Here is a 22,742-nt window from a genome sequence, read left to right on the forward strand (position 1 = left end):
GACATGGCAGTCTATCTTGTCAGAACGTGCGCGCGATTTCAACACGGCCTGCGTCGAAATCAGGCACACGTTCCTCAAGCATCAGTTGGCGCCTGGTACCTTGCCTTCTACACCTTTAACGTAGAACTTGATGCCCAGTAAGAAACCGTCATCGGCCACTTGGTCTGCCGTCAGCACTTCCTTGCCTTCTTGGTCAACGATGGGGCCCTTCCAGATACTGAATGTACCGTCTTTGAGGCCTTGCTTGGCTTGTGCCACTTTGTCTTTGATCTCCTGAGGAATATCGTCAGCCAGTGACACGATGTCGATAGCGCCTTCTTTCACGCCCCACCAGTGTTGACCGCTGCTCCAATTGCCATTGACCGCATCTTGCGCGGTTTTGATGTAGTAAGGCCCCCAGTTGATCACTGCCGATCCCAAATGCGCTTTAGGGCCGTAGGCAGTCATATCAGAGTCCCAGCCAAATGCACGCTTGCCTTGGTCTTGTGCGGTTTTGAGCACTGCAGCCGAGTCGGTGTTTTGGAACAAAATGTCTGCGCCACTGTTGATCAATGAGGTTGCGGCTTCGGTTTCTTTTGGTGGGTTGAACCATTCATTCACCCACACGACTTTGGTTGTGATCTTGGGATTCACCGATTGCGCGCCGAGCGTGAAACTGTTGATGTTGCGAATGACCTCAGGGATGGGGACTGAGCCAACGACGCCAACAACGTTCGATTGCGTCATCCCGCCTGCAATAATCCCTGCCAGATAGGCGCCTTCATAGGTGCGGCTGTCGTAGGTGGCCAAATTGCCTGCGGTTTTGTAGCCCGTGGCGTGCTCAAACTTGACGTTCGGGAAGTCTTGGGCCAGGCGCACCATGTAGTCCATGTAGCCGAATGTGGTGCCAAAAATGATGTCGTTGCCTTCTGCTGCAAAACCGCGCAGGATGCGCTCGGCATCTGCCGACTCAGGCACGCTTTCGACATACTTGGTTTGCACTTTATCGCCAAGCGCGGCTTCCAGTGCTTTACGGCCATTGTCGTGTGCGTAAGTCCAGCCACCATCACCTACAGGGCCAATATAGGCAAAGGCGATTTTCAATGGCTTGGATTCTTGCGCTGTAGTGGCGCTGGCTTCATTCGCGGCCGCTGGCGCTGGTGCAGGGGTAGGAGTTGGAGCGCTTGAAGCTGCTGCAGGTGCTGGCGCAGGGGCTGGGCTTGGAGCAGGTGTTTCTTGCTTGCCGCAGGCAGTCAATGTCGCGGCAAAGAGTGCTGCGACCGCAAAAGGTCTTACCAGAGAGTGAGTCGATAGGCTCATGTTGATACTCCAATGAGTCAAAGAAAAAAAGCAAGAAATGAGGCGAGCACTGGGGCTGTTGTGCCCCCCATTCAACTGCCGGGCGAAAAAGCTTTGCCAAGGGACGCTGGCATGTTGGTGCGAATCCAGGCTGGGTTGCGCGAAATCAGCACCAATACCACGATGGTGGCCAAATAAGGCAGCATGCTCAGCAACTGACTGGGAATTTGCACACCACTGGCCTGCATACTGAATTGCAGCATGGTCATGCCGCCAAACAGATAAGCACCTAACAGAACGCGGGCAGGGCGCCATGTTGCAAATGCGGTCAGTGCCAGAGCAATCCAACCTCGGCCAGCAACCATGCCTTCAGCCCACAGCGAACTGTATACAGTGGCCAGATAGGCGCCCGCCAAGCCGCAAAGACCGCCTCCAATCGTGATGCAGGCCAAACGAATGGCGCGCACGGGATACCCTAATGCATGTGCAGATTCGGGCGATTCACCAATGGAGCGCAACAGCAGACCTGTACGTGTGCGGCCATAGAACCAAGTCAAGAAAATGGCCAATGCGATGGTGAGATAAACCATCCAATGTTGGCGAAACAGGGCTGTGCCGATAAAGGGAAGATCGGCCAATCCGGGAATGCTGAATTTGGGCGTTGCCGGGATGCTGGCTTGCACGTAATCCACCCCCATAAAGGCTGAGAACCCCACGCCAAAAATACTCAATGCCAAGCCGCTGGCATATTGGTTGGTATGCAAAAACACCACTAGCAAACCAAACAGCAGTGCCAGTAAAGCGCCGGCACCAATGCCAGCTAGTAAGCCCAGGGTAAAGCTACCTGTATGCACTACAGTGGCATAACCTGCAATGGCGGCGCACAGCATCATGCCTTCTGCGCCAAGGTTAACAACCCCAATTTTTTCATTGATCAACAGACCAAGACCTGCCAGGGCGATGACGGTGCCGGCACTGAGCGTGGATGCGATGAGTAAATCCATTACGCAACCCCTTTGGTTGTTGTTGATGCTGAGCTTGGTTGCGTATGCGGCACGGCCGTGCGTTTGATGCGGATGCGGTAATTCACCAAGGCATCACAGGCCAGCAGGTTGAACAACAGCAGCCCTTGGAAGACGCTGGAGATGGATTTTGGCAAACCGAGTTGCGATTGCGAGAGTTCGCCGCCGATGACAAACATCGATAGTAAGACGGTTGAGAACACCATGCCGACAGGATGGAGTCGCCCCACAAAGGCCACAATGATGGCCGTAAAGCCGTAGCCCACTGGGACATGGGGGTTGAGCTGGCCTACGGGCCCAATGACCTCCAGTGCACCGGCCAAACCAGCTAAGCCACCGGAAGTTAGTAGCGCCATCCACAAGGTGCGCCGTGCAGAAAAGCCTGCGTAGCGTGCTGCCATGGGGGCTAAGCCTCCAACTTGCTGGGCAAAGCCTGCTTTGGTGCGAAACATGAAAAACCACATGGCTAATGCCGCACACAAGGCCAATGCCACACTGATATTGGCTCGCGAGCCTGCCATTAAGCGCGGAAGTTGTGTGGCGACATCGAATGTGGCAGTACGTGGGAAGTTGTAGCCTGCAGGGTCCTTCCATGGCCCATAGACCAAGTAAGCCAATAACTGAATGGCTACATAGACCAGCATGAGGCTGACGAGAATTTCATTGGTGTTGAAACGGTCACGCAGGATCGCCACAATGCTTGCCCATACCATGCCGCCAAGGCAACCAGCCAACAGAATCAGAGGAATGATCCATGCGCCTGTTGCGGGACCTGCTTGCAGGGCCACCCAGCCACCAGTGATGGCGCCCAGTACAAATTGCCCTTCAGCACCGATATTCCAGATGTTGGAGCGAAAACACAGCCCTAAGCCTAGTGCTATCAATAGTAACGGTGTGGCCTTGGTGGCAATTTCCCCCCAAGCGTAAGCATTTTTGATGGGCTCCCAGAAAAAGACAGAAATGCCTTGAATGGGGGATTTGCCGGAGAGGGAGAAAATGACGGCGCCCAGCAGCACCGTCACCAACAACGCCAATAGAGGTGAGCAGTACGACCATGCGCGTGAGGGCTGTGGTCTGGCTTCTAAAATGATTTTCATCGGATTAGCAAAACAAGGGCAAAGCGTTCAAATTGGCAGTGGTGGATAGATGGGGCGCATGCCTGGTTAAACCATCGTGGCCACTTCAGGATGAGTTTGTGATTGAGATACGGCGGGTTGCTCCCAAAGGCCGCTCATCCATAAGCCGACTTTTTCGATAGAGGCCTGTGCCCTTGGTAAGGATGGGGATAGTTGACCGTTGGAGATGACATACAACCTGTCGCACAGTTCAAACAGTTCTTCAATCTCTTCGCTGACGATCAGCACTGCGCAACCTTTTTCAGCCAGTTGCAGCAAGTGCGTACGGATTTGCGCTGCTGCGCCAACGTCCACACCCCAAGTGGGTTGGGCAACGATCAACACCTTCGGGTTGGCATCAATTTCGCGGCCCATGATGAATTTCTGCAAGTTGCCTCCTGAGAGTGAGCGTGCTGCAGCGTGGCTACCGGCCGCTTTGACGTTGAAGGTGCGAATGAGGTGCAGGGCTTTGTCGCGTAACTGGCGCGGGCTAATCCAGCCTAACGGGCCACGGGATAAGGGGCGTGTCAGCAGCAGGTTTTGCGCTAACGACATACTGGGTACCGTGGCGCGACCTAGCCGCTCTTCTGGCACAAAATGCAAGTCAAATTCTGCGCGACGTTGTTGTGTGTTCTTTTTGCCCGCAGCTTGTGAAAACAACACCACCTGTTCGTGAGCTGCCCGAGTATCCTCACCCGATAAGGCTTGCAGCAACTCATTTTGTCCGTTGCCAGAGATGCCTGCGATACCAACGACCTCGCCCGCACGTACATGCAGGTTGATATTGTGCAAATCCATGCCGTAGGTGTGCGATTTGGGCAGATGTAGCGCGTTTACTTCAAGCGCCACTTCCTTTGGGCTGCTATGCCGTTGAGGCGTTGCTGGCGGTTCCGCGCCAATCATTAAACGGGCTAATGAAGCATCACTTTCTTGTCTTGGATTGACCACGCCACGCACTTGTCCTTGGCTGATGACGGTGCAGGTATCGCACAGCTGTCGTATTTCGTGCAGCTTGTGGCTGATGTACAAAATGCTGCAGCCTGACTGCGCTAAGCGTTTGAGTACTTGGAAAAGGCTTTGCACTGCCTGCGGTGTGAGCACGGAAGTCGGTTCATCCAGAATCAGTAGTTTGGGGTGGGTGACAAGGCTGCGCAGAATTTCTACTTTTTGGCGCTCGCCCACGCTCAGGGTGTGCATAGGGCGATCGGGCTCAATATTCAGACCAAACACGGCAGCTGCTTCGTCCAAGTGCACGCCGAGCATTTCTCGGTCCATGCTCTTGTCCTGGCCAAGCCAGATGTTCTCAGCAACGGTCAGTGAATCAAAGAGATTGAAATGCTGAAACACCATGGCAATACCCAACTGCCGTGCTTGCTGTGGCGAGCGTATGGCAATGGGTGCGCCATCGAATGCAATGCTGCCCTCATCTGGTGCCACTGCACCATAGATGATTTTCATCAGGGTAGATTTGCCTGCGCCGTTTTCACCCAAAATGGCATGAATTTGCCCGCGCTCAACGCGTAAATCAATGCCGTCATTGGCAACCACGCCAGGGTATTTTTTTGTGATCCCTTGCAATAGCAGACGGGCAGGGGTTGGTTCTTCCAGCTGCGAAAGCTCGAAGGATTCATGGTCCGGTTGTGGCAAAGTGCTCATGCGATGAATCAGAAAGTAGGGCGCAGGGCAGGAAACTCTAATGGAGGTAACAGCACAAAACAGGCCAGAAATTTTCAGCCTCGAAGTAGCGGTATGCGCTTTGCAGCCTTGAGTGCCAATGGGCTACTCGGAAACCTTAATCGTGCAACACCCCATGTTGCGCTACTCATTATGGTTGCCACTGTGCTGTTTCTCTCGCTGGGTGAGGGTGGTCTTTTTCAGTAGTGCACCCAAGGCTAGTGAAAAGCCTCAGGCCAATTGTTGGCAAGCTCTGTATTATCCCGTTGAAACGCATGAGAGATAACAAAACTTGATGGAGACAAGCATGAGTAAACGCTACCCGCTGATGGAATTGCAAGATGTACCTGCAGATATCAAAGATCGGATTGTGCTGATTCAGGAGAAAAGCGGCTTTATTCCGAATGTGTTTTTGGCCCTCGCAAGGCGCCCAGCAGAGTGGCGTGCTTTCTTTGCTTACCACGATGCTTTGATGGAGCGTCAAGACAGTTCGTTGACTAAAGGGGAGCGGGAGATGATCGTTACCGCTACCAGTGCTGCCAATCAATGCCTGTATTGCGTGGTCGCCCATGGGGCGCTGCTGCGTGTTTATGAGAAAAAACCACGCATTGCAGACCAAATCGCTATCAATTACCGCAAAGCCAGTATTGAGCCAAGGCAACGTGCCATGCTCGATTTTGCGATGAAGGTGTGCCTTCAGTCCCACGCGATTGAAGAGGCAGATTTTCAAGCGCTGCATCCGCATGGCTTTGACGATGAAGACATTTGGGACATTATTGCCATTACTGCGTTTTTTGGCATGTCCAATCGTTTGGCTAATGCCGCAGGCTTCATGCCCAACCCTGAGTTTTATCTGATGGGGCGAATGCCGAGGCCACCAAAATTGGCGTGATAAGCAAAATGGCCACAGATCTGTGGCCGTTCTCAACGTAACTGCTTGGTGAGCGTGCGCACCTAACTAATTAATACATAGGCACATAGCGTGTTGGTCAATGCAGTGGGGCAGCGTACCCGCAGGGTTTTAGGTTGAAGCAACTGGGCCACGACCTGGCAAGTGCCGGAAAATAATGCGGCCTTTGCTCAAGTCATAAGGAGACATTTCCAGTGTGACCTTGTCACCTGCCAAAATGCGGATGTGGTGCTTACGCATTTTTCCGCCAGTATAGGCGATCAATTCGTGGCCGTTTTCCAGTGTCACGCGAAAACGCGAGTCAGGCAAAACTTCCGTTACGGAGCCTTGCATTTCAATCAATTCTTCTTTTGCCATGGTGCTTAGAATTTCCCAAAAAGGTGCGCACAGCTTGCAGAGTGTGCGGCATTTGATAATCTGATTTCTTGCAAAGCCTGCAGCCTGCGCCCACGCTTTAATCACAGAAAGCGAGGTTCGCGGCGCTTTAGCACACAATTTGCAGAAACCAGCGAAAACGGCTGTGTGCGTTAGGCTTTGCTGTCCGATGGCGATCAGAGGCAGGCACTTATTGGCAGGCGTCTGATCGCGAGACTCCTCGCTGGCGGCAGAGAGGAGAGCATCAATTGGTTCTTTCGAACGCTGGAGACAACTAGACAGAATTGCGCTTAACACGAAGTATTTATGCGTGCATGCCAAGCGCACATCTCACACAAACACAGCCAAAACAAATTCAAGTAAACCCGCAATTGTAGCCATGCTTTGGCAAAAGTACAAAGGGCGAAGGGTATTGGTCTGGTTCTTGGCTATTTAGTTTGTACTTGATTTGTTTAACACTTGCGCGTTAGTGGCATGTGTGTGCTAATTTTCATAAAAATTTATATACCAAAAATGTTATTTAATAAAAATATTATATTCTTATGTGGAATGATGATGTCGCCACTACAATTTGATCCGGTTGTTAGCCGCAGTCTATTGATCGCCAGATGATTGGGGATCAACGCTTGCTTTGTTTGCGCTTGGTCTGGACAGATGGTGAAAAAAGATTTTTGGCAACGCTTTTCGAATCAACGAGGATATTCATGATCAAAAAATTACTTCCTTTGGTTGCTGCCTTGGCTGTGTCGTTTGGTGCCCATGCGCAAACTAAATTGGTGGTGGGGGCCTCTCCTGTGCCGCATGCTGAACTGCTGGAGTTCGTCAAGCCTGACTTGAAGGCGCAAGGCATTGACTTGGAGGTCAAGGAATTCACCGATTACGTGCTGCCCAATACTGCGGTGGAAGAAAAACAATTGGATGCGAACTTTTTTCAGCACCAGCCGTATTTGACCAATTTCAATAAAGACCGCAAGACTAATATTGTGGCGGTGCCCAATGGCGGTATTCATGTGGAGCCCTTTGGCGCTTATTCCAAAAAAATCAAGGCCATTGTGGACTTGAAAGATGGTGCGGTCGTGGCCATTCCCAATGATCCTTCCAACTCTGGCCGTGCTTTGTTGTTGCTCGACAAGCACGGGGTGATCAAACTCAAAAACAGCAGCAATATCACTTCCACAGCCTCTGATATCGCAGAGAACCCCAAGAAACTCCAGTTCCGTGAGTTAGAGGCAGCCATCTTGCCGAGAGCATTGGATGACGTGGATTTAGCCTTGATCAACACCAACTATGCACTTGAAGCGGGCTTGGTTCCTACCAGCGATGCACTGCTGTTGGAGGGGAGTGAGTCGCCGTACGTGAACATCATTGCTGCGCGGGCTGATCATGCGAATGACGCTGCGATTCAAAAGCTGACAGAGGCATTGCGCACGGACAAAGTGCGTGAGTTCATTAACACGAAGTACAAGGGTGCTATCGTTCCTGCGTTTTAATGCTTTTGCATTAACTGCGGCGCAAAAAACTGCTGGTTTTTTGCCCTATGAAAAAAGCCAAGCTGCATAGAGCTTGGCTTTTTTGTTTTATAGCGGATTGCGCAGAGTGTATTTTGCCTAGATTTTTTCGACCGGCTGCTGGCCCAAACGCTCCAGCAGGATGGTACTAGTGGTGGTGTAGAGCGTCAGTGGGCTTTTGCCATGCAAGCGTTCTGCAATTGCGTAGGAGGCCATTAACGCTTCATGAAAGGCGCTGGCAATCAATTTGCGCTTTCCGGGATAGCTTGCGATATCGCCGATGGCAAAGATCCCTTCGCGACTGCTTTCCTGTGTCGCTGGATTGACGGCAATATGCTTGGAGTCGAGTTCCAGCCCCCAATCCAACATGGCACCTAACTTGGGTGAGATGCCTTGGTAGATGAGCAAGATGCCTGCTTCAAGCGTTTGTGTTTGCCCATCATTGTCGGTAATTTGCAGTGAGTCGAGTTGCTGCTGCGTATTGCGCGGGCTGGTGTGGAGTTCCTGCAGCTGCCCAACGGCCACTTGTACAACACCTTGGTCGCGAAGTGCATCTAGCTGAGCAAGTGCAGCTGCATCGGCTTTGAATACGTCCCTGCGGTGCAGCAGTGTGATGCGATGGGGGCGTTCATTGGTGGGGAGCGCTGCTAAGGTCAAAGCTTTTTGTACTGCCGCTTCGTCCCCGCCAAACACGATCACGTGTTGACCTGCCACGGGTGCTGCGCGGTCATGTGATTGCAAGAAGACTTGTTTGGACTGTGCAATCAATGCATCCAATTGCTCCAGTTTGGGCTTGCGCGGCACAAACGCACCAACGCCAAGTGCCAGAACCACCGCTTTGCACTCAATGGCATGTCCCCGGTCAGTCCGTACGGTATAGCCACCCGCATTGGTTTGATCAATGGCAATGACGGTATGCCCACAGTGCCAACCAACCGTGAATGGATTGAGTTGTTCGTGCAGTTGCTTGGCCAGTTGCGCGCCGGTAACGCAGCCAATAGCGGGGATGTCGTAGATGGGTTTGTGTGGGTACAACTCTGCGCATTGCCCGCCCGGGTGGGGGAGCGCATCAATGGCATGGCAGGCAATGCCTTGAAGACCGAGTTGAAAAAGCTGAAAGAGGCCCGCGGGTCCGGCGCCGACCACGACTACCTCGGTAGTGAAGCTGTCGCTGCTTTGCGTCGGGCTGGATGTCATAGAGGGTTGAACGCGCAGGAGGGCACAATAGAATCAGCGCTCTAAAAATTGCAGCTTGTCGGTTTTACCATTCCACTCATCAGCATCTTCCATGGCTGGCTTGCGCTTGGTGATGGTTTTGTAGTTGCCGCTTTCATTCAAATCGGCATTGATTTGAATGAATTCTTGCTGATCAGCAGGCACATCCTCTTCGGCAAAGATGGCTTCTGCCGGGCATTCCGGTACGCAAACGGCGCAGTCGATGCATTCGTCTGGGTCGATGATCAGAAAGTTAGGCCCTTCCTTGAAACAATCGACGGGACACACATCGACGCAATCGGTATATTTGCACTTGATACAGTTTTCGGTGACGACGTGTGTCATGACAGGCTCAGAAAAAGAATGTAGTAATGGTTATGAAACGCGGGGAAACCCCATATTTTAACGCGGCTGCGCTGAGGATGGGGCGTCCTTAATCGTTGACCAGTACAGCAGCAGCGGTTTTATGGCTGGCGGTATCTACCAAAATCATGGCGCCCAGTGCGCGACTTTGGCTGTAAGGAGCAGCAGGAATGGCTTCTTGCAAGACGAGTTCTACGGTGCCAATGGCATTGGGTGCCAAATGATCGGCAGCTTCGCGTTGCAGGGTTTGGATGTTGAGTTGCTGCACGATCCGGCGAATTTTGGCTTTTACCCAGCGATGGCCGTGCAGCGCCCAGTACACACGTCCAACGGCAGCGGGCTCATCGTCCATCCAAGCGATGGTGGCCGTGATTTCACGTTGAGCGGGCCATGCGTGAGTGGCTGTAGTTGGGGTGTCGAAATCATCGAATGCTGAAATTGACTCGCTGGTGGTCACAGTCTCGGTTGTTGGCGTTGTGGCCAACAGCCAGTCACCACGCGAGATATCCACTTCTTGATCCAGCAAAACGCCAGCGCTGTTGCCTGCAGAAACGGACTCGGCATGGCGAACGTGGTTCAGTACTTCGACAATACGCGCGGGGCGATTGGCTGGGAAAATGCGTACATCTTGTCCTGCGTGCAGTGCGCCTGTAGCAACGCGGCCCCAAAATACACGGCGGCTTTTGCTGGTGTCGGCCGAGGATGAGAATTTCTCAACCCATTGCACAGGGAAAGCCAAAGGCAATTGAGTATCAGCAGCGGTAGCTGGCAGACCTTCAAGCAGTGGCAGCAGCGCCGGGCCGTTGTAGCCTGCAAAGTCAGCTTCGGCTTGAACAACGTTGTAACCTTTGAGGGCGGATATGGGCACGATGGCTGTTGCGATCAGATGCTCTGCTTGGGCAAAGCGTTGTAGTGCGCCTTTGATATGTTGAAATGCCTGTGTTGGGTCTTGCACAGCATCGAGTTTGTTGATGGCAAAAATCAGCGAAGGCACGCGCAGAAGATGCACCAGCAGGCTGTGGCGCTTGGTTTGGGGCAACAATTGCAGCTCAGGATTTTGCCAATCCAGTTTGGTAGCGTCCACCAGCACGACAGCCGCATCGGCGTTGCTGGCGGCTGTGACCATATTGCGGGTGTATTGTTCATGGCCTGGCGCATCGCCAATAATGAATTTGCGACTGGCAGTAGAGAAATAACGCCATGCAACATCGATGGTGATGCCTTGCTCACGTTCGGCGGCCAAACCATCGGTGAGTTGGGCCAAGTCGATTTCCTCTTTGCTGGAGGCGTTATGGCGTGTCACACCAGCGAGTTGGTCTTGCAATACGCTTTTGCTGTCAACCAATAAGCGGCCAATCAAGGTCGATTTGCCGTCGTCGACGCTACCGCAGGTAATAAAGCGCAGGGCGTTGTGGTGGGTGGTACTCATAGCTTAGAACTCAAGGGCGGCACAGTGGGTGACTGTCGCTGCCGCAAATGCAATGGGATCAAAAAATGCAGCTTGCGCTGCTGTGGCTGGCCTCTCGCAGGCGGTTAGAAATAGCCGTCGCGCTTGCGTTTTTCCATGGATGCGTCAGAGGTTTTGTCATCCATGCGTGTGGCGCCGCGTTCGCTGACGGTGACTGATAAAGTCTCCGCCACGATATCTGCTGCCGATGCAGCCGAGCTGGCGACGGGGCAGGTGCATGTGATGTCGCCCACGGTGCGAAAGCGCACTTCACGCTGTACGACTTCTTCACCATCTTTTGCAGGGGTGAGTTCCGTGACTGGCACCAGCAGGCCCTTGCGTTCTACGACTGGACGTTGGTGTGCGTAGTAGAGGCTTGGCAATTCGATGTTTTCGCGGTCGATGTATTGCCACACGTCCAGCTCAGTCCAGTTGCTGATGGGAAATACGCGGAAGTGCTCGCCCGGTGCGAGTCGGGTATTAAAGAGTGTCCACAATTCAGGCCGTTGGGCTTTGGGTTGCCACTGACCGAAACTGTCGCGGTGGCTGAAGATGCGTTCTTTGGCGCGGGCTTTTTCTTCGTCGCGTCGCGCGCCGCCGATCAGTGCGTCAAAGCGAAACTCCTCAATAGCTTCCAGTAACGTGACAGATTGATGGGCATTGCGACTCTCCCCCGGGTGAGACAGGCGCACAGTTCCGCGCGCCATCGAATCTTCGACACTGCGAACGATCAACTCGGCCCCGAGTTCTTTGGCGCGGCGGTCACGAAATTCAGTGACCTCCGGGAAATTGTGACCGGTATCAATCATCAACAGGGGGTATGGAATTCGCCCGGCGCCAAAGGCTTTTTCTGCACACTTGAGCATGACCAGCGAGTCTTTACCGCCAGAAAACAATAGCGTAGGGCGTTCAAAACTGGCCGCCACTTCGCGCAGAATGAAGATGGTTTCTTCTTCTAATGCATCGAGATGGCTGTTGCTCAGTTGGTGTGTGACCGGGTGCGATAAGGCCGACTGGATCACATCGGATTCGATTCGTGCGTTCATGGGATTATCCAAAGCAAGGGGTGTGGTCCATGGGCCTTCAATGGGCCAGATGTAAGCCGCATTCGCGCCGGTCTTCACCTTTGGTGGGATCCACGTAGTCAAAGTTATTGGGTAAGCCGTGTTGCTGGCAGTATTCGTGCAGGTCTTTTGCGCTCCAGTGCAGCAGCGGCGCTACCTTGATCAGCCCATCAGGGTTGATGCTCACCGGCTCCATTTGTGCTCGTACGGCTGAGTCGCTTGCGCGCAAGGCGGTAAACCACACTTGTGGGGCTGTTTCGCGCAGGGCGCGTGTGAACGGTTCGAGCTTTACCTCTTGGGTGAAGGCGGCGTGGCGGGGATCGTCCAGTGCGGGGGTGGCGCCATCAACAGCCTCTCGGTGCGCGCGTGAACGCAGGGGCAGATAAATGCGCAGATTCAGACCCAATTGCTTGGTCACTTGGTCGGCAAACTGGTACGTTGCTTCGGTGTTGTAGCCGTTGTCCATCCACACCACGGGCACGTCAGGTTGTATGCGCGAAACCATGTGCAAAATCACCGCTTCAAAAGGGCGGAAATTGGTGGTGACGATGGCGCGCTTACCCAAGCCTAATGCCCATGTGACCAAAGCGGGCGCATCGTGGCCAAGTGTTTGGTTGATTAGCGTCAGATCCAGTGTGTCGGCAGTGCTCATGCGGCCTCCGATGTGCCTTCGCGCAGAAAATGCGGCTTGTTGTTGAGGGCATCAGCCTGATAAAAGCCTTGCGAGAAACGCTCTAACTGGCGCTGGGCATCGGTAGGGTCAACGCCTTCTTTCAGAACGGCGGTGGAGAAGCCGCTGCGCTCCATTTGCAGCAGTTGGTCAATCAGCACATCACCTGTCGCGCGGATATCGCCCGAGAATTGGCGGCGACGGCGAAGCAGGTAGGCTTGGCTGAACGCACGGCCATCAGTGAATGCTGGGAAATCGAGGTCGATGCGGGTGACGCCTTCAAGTGGGGCGGCAAGGGCATCGGCATCGTTGGCCAGCACCAGAATTTTTGTGTCGCCTTCATTTGGGGCCTGGTGCTGGTCGTGGGTGAGTACCTGTAAACGCATGTTCGGGTTTTCTTTCAGACGCGCGGTGTTGGTTTAAGGCCAGTTCTTGCGCTAGCCGCCAATTCAGCGCGTGGTAGGTGTTTTACTCGGCAGTTGCCACTTCAGTTGATTCTGCTGCGGGGTGACGTGCTGCGGCTCCGGCTTCTTTGAAAGGTGCTACACCAACGCGGCGGGCGGTATCAATGAAATGTTCGCCGTTTTCGCGCAAGTCGCGGTAAGTTCTCAGTACGGCCTCAATCACGTCTGGCACTTCTGCTGCAGAAAAGGAGGGACCAATCACTTTGCCTGCTTGTGCCGGACCGGAGAGGTCTGCGCCGTCGGCGCCACCGACGGTGATTTGGTACCACTCCTTGCCATCCTTGTCGACACCCAAAATGCCAATATGCCCACTGTGGTGGTGGCCGCAGGAGTTGATGCAGCCGCTGATGTGCAGATCGATATCGCCAATGTCATCGAGCTCGTCCAGATCTTGGTAGCGCTCAGTGATTACGGCTGCAATAGGCAGTGAACGGGCATTGGCCAAAGCACACAAATCGCCGCCTGGGCAGGCAATCATGTCGGTGAGCAAGTCCACGTTTGTACTGGCCAAGCCCAATTCTTGCGCACGCAGCCACAGGGCATGCAATTGTGAAGCATGCACCCAAGGCAGCACGACGTTTTGATCGTGTGTGACGCGGGCTTCGCCTGCGGAGAATTGATCTACCAAATCGGCCAGTGCAAACATTTGCTCTGCCGATGCGTCGCCAGGGGCTTGCCCCACGCGCTTGAATGACAGGGTGACTGCCCGCAAAGCTGCTGTGCGGTGTGGGCGTACGTTGCGTTTGAGCCAGCGGGAAAATTTGGCGTCGCTGGCAGCTTGCTCTGCTAACAGTGCTGTGGCTGCTTCGCCGGTCAGTGTGGGGTAATGGCTCAGGTCAGGGTCTACAAAACAGGCCTTCACGCGTGCGAGTTCGGCATCAGGCACGGTGTGTGGACCGCCATCGACTTCTACAATCTGGCGGAACTCTTCTTCGACATCGTCGATGTATTGCTGGCCCTCTGATTTGACCAAAATCTTGATGCGGGCTTTGTATTTGTTGTCACGGCGGCCATGCTCGTTGTACACACGCACGATGGCCTCAATGTAGTTCATGATCTGATTCCAGGGCAGGAAGTCCCGGATCGGTGTGCCGATAATGGGGGTGCGGCCCATGCCGCCGCCCACAAATACTTTGAAACCAACTTCTCCAGCCTCGTTTTTGACGAGGTGCAAGCCCACATCGTGCCAGCCAGTTGCTGCGCGGTCTTCCTTGGCGCCGCTGATGGCGATTTTGAATTTGCGTGGCAAGAAGGCGAATTCAGGGTGCAGGGTGGTCCATTGGCGCAAAATTTCTGCGTAGGGGCGAGGATCGACGATTTCATCCACAGCAACACCGGCTAGTGCATCCGTCGTGGTGTTACGAATGCAGTTTCCACTGGTTTGAATGCCGTGCAGGTTGACGCTGGCAAGCAAATCCATCACGTCCGCAGACTTGGACAGTGGAATCCAGTTGAACTGGACATTCGTGCGTGTAGTGAAGTGGGCATAGTGCGTGGGCAAATACGTAGTGCCCATGGCTCCTTGCGTCTTCAAAGCCTCTTGGTATACCTGTGCTTCGGGGTCGTCGTATTCTTTGGCAATTTGTGCCAGTACACGCAATTGAGGCGCTGAAATCTCGCCATACGGCACAGCTACGCGCAGCATCGGGGCATAGCGCTGTACATACCAACCATTTTGCAAACGCAGCGGACGAAACTCTTCTTCGCTGATTTTGCCGTTTTGCCAGCGTTCGAGCTGGTCGCGGAACTGCTCTGAACGCTTGCGGACGAAGTCTTTATCGAAATCGGTGTATTGGTACATGGGGAGTCGCTGGCTATCGTTTTGTATACGTAAGGATCAGGTGGCGTTGGCAGGCATGTAAGGCAGATGTTCCATGCGCCACCAGTTGATCAGGGCGCTACTGTAGCAACGCTGCCTTCTATTTCAAAAGAATGATTTGTCTGATATGTATATTTAAAAAAGAATATAAGAGGGCATGTCTAGATGCGATTTTGAGGAACTAGATGGACGTGCTGCAGTAAAAGCAAAGCCCGAACTGGGCAAAGCCAATTCGGGCTTGTAAGTACGCCTACTGCTTGAATACACAAGGATTTTTGTGTTCAAGCAGAGGGGGTTACGAATGGTTTATGGGTTTTTGACGGGCGTGATGCGTGCGCCTTGCAGGGACACGCCTGCTTCCAGACCGACATTGGTCAACACAAAGCTGGTCACCGGTGTCGTTGCGGTGGTTGAATCCAAGCTTCCGTTGGCCCCGACACGACCTAATGCGACAGAAGCATCGCCACCAACTGACCAGCCGTCGCCCTTGAGAAATTCGTTGAGCGCGCCTTTGGTGTTGAAGACATAGATCACTGCTTTGGACTGCCCGCCTGCTTGCCAGCCAATTGAGGCGGCCGTAGTGGCGTAATAGCCCTTGTTAGTGGTGCCCACGCGCAAAACTCCGCGGCCATGTTCTGCGCCGATGACGAAGCTGCCACCAATGACGGAAGGGAACACCAGTACGCCGGCAGAGCGTGCTACCAGCTCTTTACTGCCTGGTACTGATTCATAGAGGCGTTCAAGTGCCGCATTGGCGCGGGTGTTGATGGAGGTGCTGTCCATACGCGGGGCATCATTCAGGCCTGGCTGCGTTGTGGTACAGGCTACCATGGTCAGGCTGCTGATCGCAATGGTTGCTGCAACGGTCATCGTACGGATATTCAATGGACGCATAACATTCTCCCTTGTTGTGGATCGTTGGAGCGGCTGTTCCAACGTTTTAAATTTACGCGGTTTAAAGTCACTTGTCATATGGAATGTGAATCTTGTGTAATCCGGGACATGCGTTCGAGTAGCCATGGTGGCGCTGCTACGTAGGCTGCAAATAAGGTTGTATTCTGGCTTTGAGGCTAGGGATGCACAGCATCTCCATAAAATGGAGTTGCGGATTGTTGCGCATTTCGCTTTTTGTTGAGCAAAGAAAAAGCCATGCGTTGGCAATCAAGCATGGCTTTGAGAATGGCCGGTGTATTCCTAGTGGGACACACCTTGGGCGCAACGGCTTATCTGGGCAGCTCGCTGGCGCCCATCAGAAACTCGTCGACAGCACGAGCGGCTTGGCGGCCCTCGCGAATGGCCCAAACAACCAGCGATTGACCGCGACGAATATCGCCTGCGGCAAACAGTTTGGGCACATTGGTGGAATAACCTCCAATGAAGTCAGTGCTGGCGCGGGCATTGCCACGTGGGTCGGTATCTACGCCAAAGGCCTTGAGCACACTTTGCACAGGGCTGACAAAGCCCATGGCCAAAAATACCATATCGGCTTTGAGTACTTGCTCGCTGCCTGGCACTTCAGTCATTTTGCCGTCTTGCCACTCCAAACGCACTGTTTTGACCGCGGTTAGTTTTCCTTTTTCACCAATAAACTCTTTGGTGCCGATGGCAAATTCACGCACTGCGCCTTCTTCATGGCTAGAGCTGGTGCGCAGCTTGATCGGCCAGTAGGGCCACACCAAGGGCTTGTTTTCCTGTTCTGGTGGCATGGGCATGAGTTCAAACTGGGTCACGCTGGCAGCGCCGTGGCGGTTGCTGGTGCCTACGCAGTCACTGCCGGTATCGCCCCCGCCAATGACAATCACATGCTTGCCATCGGCGCGCAGTTGGTCTTTCAGCTTGTCGCCAGCATTGACCTTGTTTTGCTGCGGCAGGAACTCCATGGCGAAGTGCACGCCTTCAAGATCACGCCCCGGCACGGGCAGGTCGCGGCTTTGTTCTGCGCCGCCGGTGAGCAGCACGGCATCGAATTCAGCCATCAGGGTTTCTGGGGCAATGGTTTCTTTGGCCCAGTTGGTGACTTTGCTGTCCTTGCCCAAACCGTCTTTGCCGGCAATCAGTACGCTGGTACGAATTTTTACGCCTTCGGCTTCGAGCTGTTTGACGCGGCGGTCGATATGGCTTTTCTCAAGCTTGAAGTCGGGGATGCCATAGCGCAGCAGGCCGCCTACACGGTCATTTTTCTCAAAGAGGGTGACATCATGGCCTGCACGCGCCAGTTGCTGTGCCGCCGCTAAGCCAGCAGGGCCTGCACCCACAACGGCCACGCTCTTGCCCGTTTTGAATTTGGCTGGTTGAGGCTTGACCCAACCTTCCTCGTAGGCGCGATCAATGATGGCGTGCTCAATGCTTTTGATGCCGATTGGATCATTATTGATATTCAACACGCAAGCTGCTTCACAGGGGGCAGGGCAAATACGGCCCGTGAATTCTGGGAAGTTATTGGTGCTGTGCAGCACTTCAATGGCGGCGCGCCAATCCTGGTGGTATACCAAGTCATTGAAGTCGGGGATGATGTTATTGACCGGGCAGCCGTTGTTGCAAAACGGTGTGCCGCAGTCCATGCAACGAGCGCCTTGAATTTTGGCTTGTGAGTCGTTGAGCGCAATCACGAACTCTTTGTAGTCCTTCAGGCGCTTTTCAACCGGGAGATAGCCTTCATCAATCCGGTCGTATTCCAGAAAACCAGTGGTTTTTCCCATTTTACGAATCCTTGTTCATCGTGGCACATGCGGTCAGCGCGCGATGCGCTGCTGACCGTTTTTGCCGTGTGGTTCTTTTATTTGGCAGAAGCTTCTGTTTTGCCTGACTTGCGCTTGGCGGTAGCAGGCTTGTCGGCTTTTTCTGTGGTTTCTTGCACGCCACTGTTGATGGCTACTGCAGCACCTTCTTCACGCAGTTGGCGACGCTCGTACAACTCGGCCAAGGCACGTTTGTATTCGCTTGGGAATACCTTGACGAATTTGGTGCGGGCTGTTTGCCAGTTGTCGAGCAAGTCGCGCGCACGGCGGCTGCCAGTCCACTTGTTGTGGGCTTCCAGCAAAGCGCGCAACTGTTTGTCGTCTGTTTGGTCTTTGTGCCAGATATTGCGGTTGATTTGTGTGATGTGTTCTTCGTGCGGAAGCACGCGCTCTAAGGCTACAGAAGCGGTATTGCAGCGATTGGCGAATTGGCCGTCTTCGTCATAGACGTAAGCGACGCCGCCGCTCATGCCTGCTGCAAAGTTGCGACCAGTCTTGCCCAGAACAACGACGGTACCACCGGTCATGTATTCGCAGCCGTGGTCCCCCACGCCTTCGACCACCGCTGTGGCGCCAGACAGGCGCACCGCAAAGCGCTCGCCTCCTACACCAGAAAAGTAGGCCTCACCACTGGTTGCACCGAAAAGAACGGTGTTGCCGATGATGGTGTTTTTCGCTGCTTCGCCGCGGAACTCCAGATTTGGGCGCACCACGATGCGACCGCCTGAGAGGCCTTTGCCGGTGTAGTCGTTGGCCTCGCCAATCAAATACAGTGTGATCCCGTTGGTGAGGAATGCGCCAAAAGATTGACCGCCTACGCCCTCAAGCTGGATGCGGATGGTGTCGTCGGGCAGACCTTCTGGGTGCGCGCGCGTCACCGCTCCAGAGAGCATGGCCCCCACGGTGCGATTGACGTTGTGGGCCACTTCAATGAAGCGCACACGCTCGCCTTTTTCAATCGCAGGTAGGCTGCGCTCAATCAGTTTATTGTCCAGCGCTTTGTCCAGACCGTGGTCTTGCGTGTCAACATGGTAGCGGGGCACTTCTGCCGGCACATTGGGTTGCGCGAACAGGCGAGAGAAGTCCAAGCCTTGGGCTTTCCAGTGGTCCACCCCCTTGCGGGTGTCGAGCAGGTCAGAGCGGCCAATCAGCTCGTCGAACTTGCGAATGCCCAACTGGGCCATGATTTGGCGCACTTCTTCAGCTACAAAGAAGAAGTAGTTCACCACATGCTCAGGCTTGCCTGAGAATTTGCGGCGCAAAACGGGGTCTTGTGTAGCCACACCAACTGGGCAGGTGTTGAGATGGCATTTGCGCATCATGATGCAGCCTTCAACCACCAGCGGTGCGGTGGCGAAACCGAATTCATCGGCACCCAATAAGGCGCCAATCACGACGTCACGGCCCGTTTTCATCTGTCCGTCAGCCTGTACGCGAATGCGGCCGCGCAGGCGGTTGAGTACCAGCGTTTGCTGGGTTTCAGCCAGACCAATCTCCCATGGGCCGCCTGCGTGCTTGATCGAAGACCAAGGCGATGCGCCGGTACCACCGTCGTGGCCAGCGATCACCAGGTGGTCGCTCTTGCACTTGGTCACCCCAGCAGCCACGGTGCCCACGCCGACTTCAGCGACCAGTTTGGTTGAGATGGATGCGTGTGGGGCGACGTTTTTCAAGTCGTGGATCAGCTGGGCCAAGTCCTCGATCGAGTAAATGTCGTGGTGCGGAGGTGGCGAGATCAAACCCACGCCTGGTACGGAGTGGCGCAATTTGCCGATGTAGTCGGATACTTTTCCGCCTGGCAACTGGCCGCCTTCGCCAGGCTTGGCGCCTTGTGCCATTTTGATCTGGATCTGATCGGCGCTGCTGAGGTATTCAGCGGTTACGCCGAAACGGCCAGAAGCCACTTGCTTGATGCGGCTGCGCAGTGAGTCGCCATCTTGCAGAGGCAAGTCGATTTCGACGTTCGCATCGCCAATGACGCTCTTGAGCGATTCGCCAGCCTTGATTGGAATGCCTTTGAGTTCGTTGCGGTAACGGTGTTCATCTTCGCCGCCTTCACCCGTATTGCTCTTGCCGCCAATGCGGTTCATGGCAATGGCCAGGGTGGCGTGGGCTTCGGTGGAGATCGAACCCATGGACATTGCGCCAGTGGCGAAACGCTTGACGATTTCGCTGGCCGCTTCTACTTCTTCCACGGCAATGGCTTTGGACTGGTCGATTTTGAATTCGAACAGGCCACGCAAAGTCATCAGGCGACGGCTTTGGTCGTTGACCAGTTGCGCGTATTCTTTGTAGGTGTTGAAGCTGTTGGCACGGGTGGAGTGCTGCAGCTTGGCAATCATGTCGGGGGTCCACATGTGCTCTTCACCACGGGCGCGCCATGCGTATTCGCCACCTGCATCCAGCATGTGTTCCAGTACCGGGTTGTTGCTGTATGCGGCTTGGTGTTGGCGAATGGTTTCTTCGGCAATCTGGAACACGCCAATACCTTCTACACGGCTTTGGGTGCCTGTGAAGTATTTGGCCACGGTTTCGCTGTTGATCCCAACGGCCTCAAACAGCTGTGCGCCGCAATAGCTCATGTAGGTGGATACGCCCATCTTCGACATGATCTTCGAGAGGCCTTTGCCAATCGCTTTGATGTAGTGGTAGATGGCGTTGTCTGCAGAGAGGTCGCCCGGCAAGTCTTTGTGCATGGACTGCAGGGTTTCCATCGCCAAGTATGGGTGAACCGCTTCAGCACCATAGCCAGCCAACACGGCAAAGTGATGCACTTCGCGGGCGGTGCCGGTTTCCACCACCAAGCCTGTGGTCGTGCGCAGACCTTCCCGAATCAAATGCTGGTGAATGGCCGACAGTGCCAGTAGGGCAGGGATGGCCACTTGGTCTTCTGAGGCGTTGCGGTCACTCAAGATCAGGATGTTGGCGCCATCTTTGAGTGCATCAACGGCACGGGCGCACAGCGACGCGAGTTTGGCTTCCACGCCATCTTTGCCCCAAGCCAGCGGGTAGATGATGTCCAGCACCGCACTTTTGAATTTGCCATTGGTGAGCGCCTCAATGTTGCGCAGCTTGGCAATGCCCTCAAAGTCGAGGATAGGCTGGGTCACCTCCAAACGCATCGGCGGATTGACCTGGTTGATATCGAGCAGGTTGGGTTTTGGCCCAATAAAGGACACCAGAGACATCACAATCGCTTCGCGAATGGGATCAATCGGTGGATTGGTTACCTGCGCGAACAACTGGCGGAAATAGTTGTACAGCGGCTTGCTGCGGCCAGACAGGACAGCCAGTGGGCTGTCATTGCCCATGGAGCCAATTCCTTCTTCGCCATTGGTGGCCATGGGGGCCAACACGAATTTGATGTCTTCCTGTGTGAAGCCGAACTGTTGCTGGCGTTTGAGTAAAGACGCAGCGTCGGCGGCAGGGGCCTGTGCGGGTGTTTGCGAAGGCGCATCTACGCTATCGAGTTTGATGCGTAGATTGTCGTTCCACTGCTTATAAGGTTTGGTGTTGACGATGTTGGCTTTGAGCTCGTCGTCATCAATCATGCGGCCTTGTTCGAGGTCAATGAGCAGCATTTTTCCTGGTTGCAGGCGCCATTTGCGCACGACCTTGTTATCAGGAATAGGCAGTACGCCTGCTTCAGAGCCCAAAATCACTAAGTCATCGTCCGTGACCCAATAGCGGGCGGGGCGCAGGCCGTTGCGATCCAAGGTGGCGCCAATTTGGCGGCCATCGGTGAACACGACGGATGCGGGGCCATCCCAAGGCTCCAGCATGGCTGCATGGTATTCATAGAACGCGCGGCGGCGCTCGTCCATGGTTTCGTGCTGTTCCCAAGGCTCAGGGATCATCATCATCATGGCTTGGCTGATGGAGTAGCCAGCCATCGTCAGCAATTCCAGGCAGTTGTCGAACGTTGCGGTGTCAGACTGATCGGCAAAGCTGATTGGGTAGAGCTTTTTCAGGTCGTCGCCCAGCACTGGCGATGCCATCACGCCTTCGCGGGCGCGCATCCAGTTGTAGTTGCCCTTGACTGTGTTGATCTCGCCGTTGTGGGCGACATAACGGTAAGGGTGTGCCAATGGCCATTCAGGGAAGGTGTTGGTGGAGAAGCGCTGGTGTACCAGACCGATGGCGGAGATGCAGCGAGCATCTTGCAGGTCGAGGTAGTACTGGCCCACTTGGTCGGCCAGCAGTAAGCCTTTGTAGACCACGGTGCGGGTGCTCATGCTGGGCACATAATATTCTTTGCTGTGCTTGAGCTTGAGTGCCTGAATATTGGCGCTGGCGGTTTTGCGGATGACGTAGAGTTTGCGCTCCAGTGCATCTTGTACGATGACATCGCCACCACGGCCAATGAACACTTGGCGCAAGATAGGTTCTTTTTCGCGCACCGCTGGTGACATCGGCATATCGCGGTTGACTGGCACATCGCGCCAGCCCAGCAATACTTGACCTTCAGCCTTGATGGCACGTTCCATCTCTTGCTCGCAGGCGCGGCGTGAAGCATGCTCTTTTGGCAAGAAAATCATGCCCACACCGTATTCACCGGCTGGTGGCAATGTCACGCCTTGCTCGGCCATCTCTTCTCGGTAGAGCTGATCAGGAATCTGAATCAGAATGCCTGCGCCATCGCCCATCAGCGGGTCTGCCCCGACGGCGCCGCGGTGGTCGATATTGATCAGAATCTGCAACGCCTGCGTGACGATGTCATGGCGTTTTTCGCCCTTAATATGGGCAACGAAGCCGACGCCGCAGGCGTCGTGTTCATTCGACGGGGAATACAGCCCCTGATCTTGCAGGTGCTGCAATTCTGACGCCTTGGTCATGGCGTACTCCTTACTTCTTGATGTTCATTCGTGGGGTGATCATGTGCAATCAACCGAATGCGGTTTTATTGCACGATGTCGGAGTCGGAGAATACGCTTGGTTTTTCTGCTTTGCAAGAAAATAAAACGGGGTCGGATATGTTTGAATTTTTGTTGTTGTGAAATTTCTATAAATGGGGACATGTATGTGTTTGATGGATATTTGTGATTGATTTTTATTGTTATTTAGAAAGCGTATGGCAATA

General features: G+C 54.2%; 17 protein-coding genes. 2 read left to right on the plus strand and 15 right to left on the minus strand.

Going from position 1 to position 22,742, the window contains the following annotated elements; genetic code table 11:
• Positions 1-81 precede the first annotated feature (81 nt).
• The 4 genes from E9531_RS12795 to E9531_RS12810 all read right to left on the minus strand — a co-directional run bounded on the left by E9531_RS12795 (position 82) and on the right by E9531_RS12810 (position 5,071).
• Complete coding sequence (locus E9531_RS12795) at positions 82-1,299, minus strand: BMP family ABC transporter substrate-binding protein (protein WP_136574161.1); 1,218 nt, start codon at positions 1,297-1,299, stop codon at positions 82-84.
• 71 nt (positions 1,300-1,370) lie between these two features.
• Positions 1,371-2,282, minus strand: coding sequence for an ABC transporter permease (locus E9531_RS12800; RefSeq protein WP_136574162.1), 912 nt, complete (start codon positions 2,280-2,282; stop codon positions 1,371-1,373).
• Positions 2,282-3,397, minus strand: coding sequence for an ABC transporter permease (locus E9531_RS12805; protein WP_136574163.1), 1,116 nt, complete (start codon positions 3,395-3,397; stop codon positions 2,282-2,284). Before E9531_RS12805 ends, E9531_RS12800 begins: the two co-directional genes overlap by 1 nt.
• A gap of 66 nt (positions 3,398-3,463) precedes the next feature.
• A complete protein-coding gene (locus E9531_RS12810; RefSeq protein WP_136574164.1) occupies positions 3,464-5,071 on the minus strand; it encodes an ABC transporter ATP-binding protein in 1,608 nt (535 codons plus the stop codon).
• 325 nt (positions 5,072-5,396) lie between these two features.
• Between E9531_RS12810 and E9531_RS12815 the strand changes: the two genes are divergently transcribed.
• Complete coding sequence (locus tag E9531_RS12815; RefSeq protein ID WP_136574165.1) at positions 5,397-5,981, plus strand: peroxidase-related enzyme; 585 nt, start codon at positions 5,397-5,399, stop codon at positions 5,979-5,981.
• Positions 5,982-6,110: 129 nt separating this feature from the next.
• On the opposite strand, the gene infA is transcribed toward E9531_RS12815, so the two are convergent.
• Positions 6,111-6,356, minus strand: coding sequence for a translation initiation factor IF-1 (gene infA, locus E9531_RS12820; RefSeq protein ID WP_136574166.1), 246 nt, complete (start codon positions 6,354-6,356; stop codon positions 6,111-6,113).
• Positions 6,357-7,078: 722 nt separating this feature from the next.
• Between infA and E9531_RS12825 the strand changes: the two genes are divergently transcribed.
• Positions 7,079-7,864, plus strand: a complete 786-nt coding sequence (locus E9531_RS12825) for a MetQ/NlpA family ABC transporter substrate-binding protein (RefSeq protein ID WP_136574167.1) — start codon at positions 7,079-7,081, stop codon at positions 7,862-7,864.
• Between the two features lie 117 nt (positions 7,865-7,981).
• On the opposite strand, the gene E9531_RS12830 is transcribed toward E9531_RS12825, so the two are convergent.
• The 10 genes from E9531_RS12830 to E9531_RS12875 form a co-directional block, all read right to left on the minus strand.
• Positions 7,982-9,079, minus strand: a complete 1,098-nt coding sequence (locus E9531_RS12830; RefSeq protein ID WP_136574168.1) for an NAD(P)/FAD-dependent oxidoreductase — start codon at positions 9,077-9,079, stop codon at positions 7,982-7,984.
• Between the two features lie 33 nt (positions 9,080-9,112).
• Positions 9,113-9,442, minus strand: a complete 330-nt coding sequence (gene fdxA, locus E9531_RS12835) for a ferredoxin FdxA (protein ID WP_136574169.1) — start codon at positions 9,440-9,442, stop codon at positions 9,113-9,115.
• Positions 9,443-9,530: 88 nt separating this feature from the next.
• On the minus strand, positions 9,531-10,889 hold the full coding sequence (locus E9531_RS12840; RefSeq protein WP_136574170.1) for a sulfate adenylyltransferase subunit 1: 1,359 nt from the start codon (positions 10,887-10,889) through the stop codon (positions 9,531-9,533).
• A gap of 104 nt (positions 10,890-10,993) precedes the next feature.
• Positions 10,994-11,953 carry a sulfate adenylyltransferase subunit CysD gene (gene cysD / locus E9531_RS12845; protein WP_136574171.1) on the minus strand — a complete coding sequence of 320 codons (960 nt, stop codon included), beginning with the start codon at positions 11,951-11,953 and terminating at the stop codon, positions 10,994-10,996.
• 37 nt (positions 11,954-11,990) lie between these two features.
• Positions 11,991-12,623 carry a phosphoadenosine phosphosulfate reductase domain-containing protein gene (locus E9531_RS12850; RefSeq protein ID WP_136574172.1) on the minus strand — a complete coding sequence of 211 codons (633 nt, stop codon included), beginning with the start codon at positions 12,621-12,623 and terminating at the stop codon, positions 11,991-11,993.
• On the minus strand, positions 12,620-13,027 hold the full coding sequence (locus E9531_RS12855) for a DUF934 domain-containing protein (protein ID WP_136574173.1): 408 nt from the start codon (positions 13,025-13,027) through the stop codon (positions 12,620-12,622). Before E9531_RS12855 ends, E9531_RS12850 begins: the two co-directional genes overlap by 4 nt.
• Before the next feature lie 82 nt (positions 13,028-13,109).
• The gene (locus E9531_RS12860) at positions 13,110-14,906 is read right to left on the minus strand and encodes a nitrite/sulfite reductase (RefSeq protein WP_136574174.1); all 1,797 of its coding nucleotides are present in this window, start codon (positions 14,904-14,906) and stop codon (positions 13,110-13,112) included.
• 324 nt (positions 14,907-15,230) lie between these two features.
• Complete coding sequence (locus E9531_RS12865) at positions 15,231-15,818, minus strand: BPSL1445 family SYLF domain-containing lipoprotein (RefSeq protein ID WP_136574175.1); 588 nt, start codon at positions 15,816-15,818, stop codon at positions 15,231-15,233.
• Positions 15,819-16,147: 329 nt separating this feature from the next.
• Positions 16,148-17,623, minus strand: coding sequence for a glutamate synthase subunit beta (locus tag E9531_RS12870; RefSeq protein ID WP_136574176.1), 1,476 nt, complete (start codon positions 17,621-17,623; stop codon positions 16,148-16,150).
• 77 nt (positions 17,624-17,700) lie between these two features.
• Positions 17,701-22,497, minus strand: a complete 4,797-nt coding sequence (locus E9531_RS12875) for a glutamate synthase-related protein (RefSeq protein ID WP_136574177.1) — start codon at positions 22,495-22,497, stop codon at positions 17,701-17,703.
• Between the last annotated feature and the right edge of the window lie 245 nt (positions 22,498-22,742).

Origin of the sequence: Lampropedia puyangensis, assembly GCF_004833285.1 — a bacterium.
GTDB lineage: Bacteria > Pseudomonadota > Gammaproteobacteria > Burkholderiales > Burkholderiaceae_C > Lampropedia > Lampropedia puyangensis.

What these genes read in the sequence shown, in the direction of transcription:
- E9531_RS12870 (WP_136574176.1), bottom strand. Translation starts at nt 17,623, where the DNA reads ATGGGAAAAACCACTGGTTTTCTGGAATACGACCGGATTGATGAAGGC.
- cysD (WP_136574171.1), bottom strand. Translation starts at nt 11,953, where the DNA reads ATGAACGCACGAATCGAATCCGATGTGATCCAGTCGGCCTTATCGCAC.
- E9531_RS12815 (WP_136574165.1), top strand. Translation starts at nt 5,397, where the DNA reads ATGAGTAAACGCTACCCGCTGATGGAATTGCAAGATGTACCTGCAGAT.
- E9531_RS12840 (WP_136574170.1), bottom strand. Translation starts at nt 10,889, where the DNA reads ATGAGTACCACCCACCACAACGCCCTGCGCTTTATTACCTGCGGTAGC.
- E9531_RS12860 (WP_136574174.1), bottom strand. Translation starts at nt 14,906, where the DNA reads ATGTACCAATACACCGATTTCGATAAAGACTTCGTCCGCAAGCGTTCA.
- E9531_RS12875 (WP_136574177.1), bottom strand. Translation starts at nt 22,497, where the DNA reads ATGACCAAGGCGTCAGAATTGCAGCACCTGCAAGATCAGGGGCTGTAT.
- E9531_RS12810 (WP_136574164.1), bottom strand. Translation starts at nt 5,071, where the DNA reads ATGAGCACTTTGCCACAACCGGACCATGAATCCTTCGAGCTTTCGCAG.
- E9531_RS12830 (WP_136574168.1), bottom strand. Translation starts at nt 9,079, where the DNA reads ATGACATCCAGCCCGACGCAAAGCAGCGACAGCTTCACTACCGAGGTA.
- E9531_RS12850 (WP_136574172.1), bottom strand. Translation starts at nt 12,623, where the DNA reads ATGAGCACTGCCGACACACTGGATCTGACGCTAATCAACCAAACACTT.
- infA (WP_136574166.1), bottom strand. Translation starts at nt 6,356, where the DNA reads ATGGCAAAAGAAGAATTGATTGAAATGCAAGGCTCCGTAACGGAAGTT.
- E9531_RS12800 (WP_136574162.1), bottom strand. Translation starts at nt 2,282, where the DNA reads ATGGATTTACTCATCGCATCCACGCTCAGTGCCGGCACCGTCATCGCC.
- E9531_RS12825 (WP_136574167.1), top strand. Translation starts at nt 7,079, where the DNA reads ATGATCAAAAAATTACTTCCTTTGGTTGCTGCCTTGGCTGTGTCGTTT.
- fdxA (WP_136574169.1), bottom strand. Translation starts at nt 9,442, where the DNA reads ATGACACACGTCGTCACCGAAAACTGTATCAAGTGCAAATATACCGAT.
- E9531_RS12865 (WP_136574175.1), bottom strand. Translation starts at nt 15,818, where the DNA reads ATGCGTCCATTGAATATCCGTACGATGACCGTTGCAGCAACCATTGCG.
- E9531_RS12805 (WP_136574163.1), bottom strand. Translation starts at nt 3,397, where the DNA reads ATGAAAATCATTTTAGAAGCCAGACCACAGCCCTCACGCGCATGGTCG.
- E9531_RS12855 (WP_136574173.1), bottom strand. Translation starts at nt 13,027, where the DNA reads ATGCGTTTACAGGTACTCACCCACGACCAGCACCAGGCCCCAAATGAA.
- E9531_RS12795 (WP_136574161.1), bottom strand. Translation starts at nt 1,299, where the DNA reads ATGAGCCTATCGACTCACTCTCTGGTAAGACCTTTTGCGGTCGCAGCA.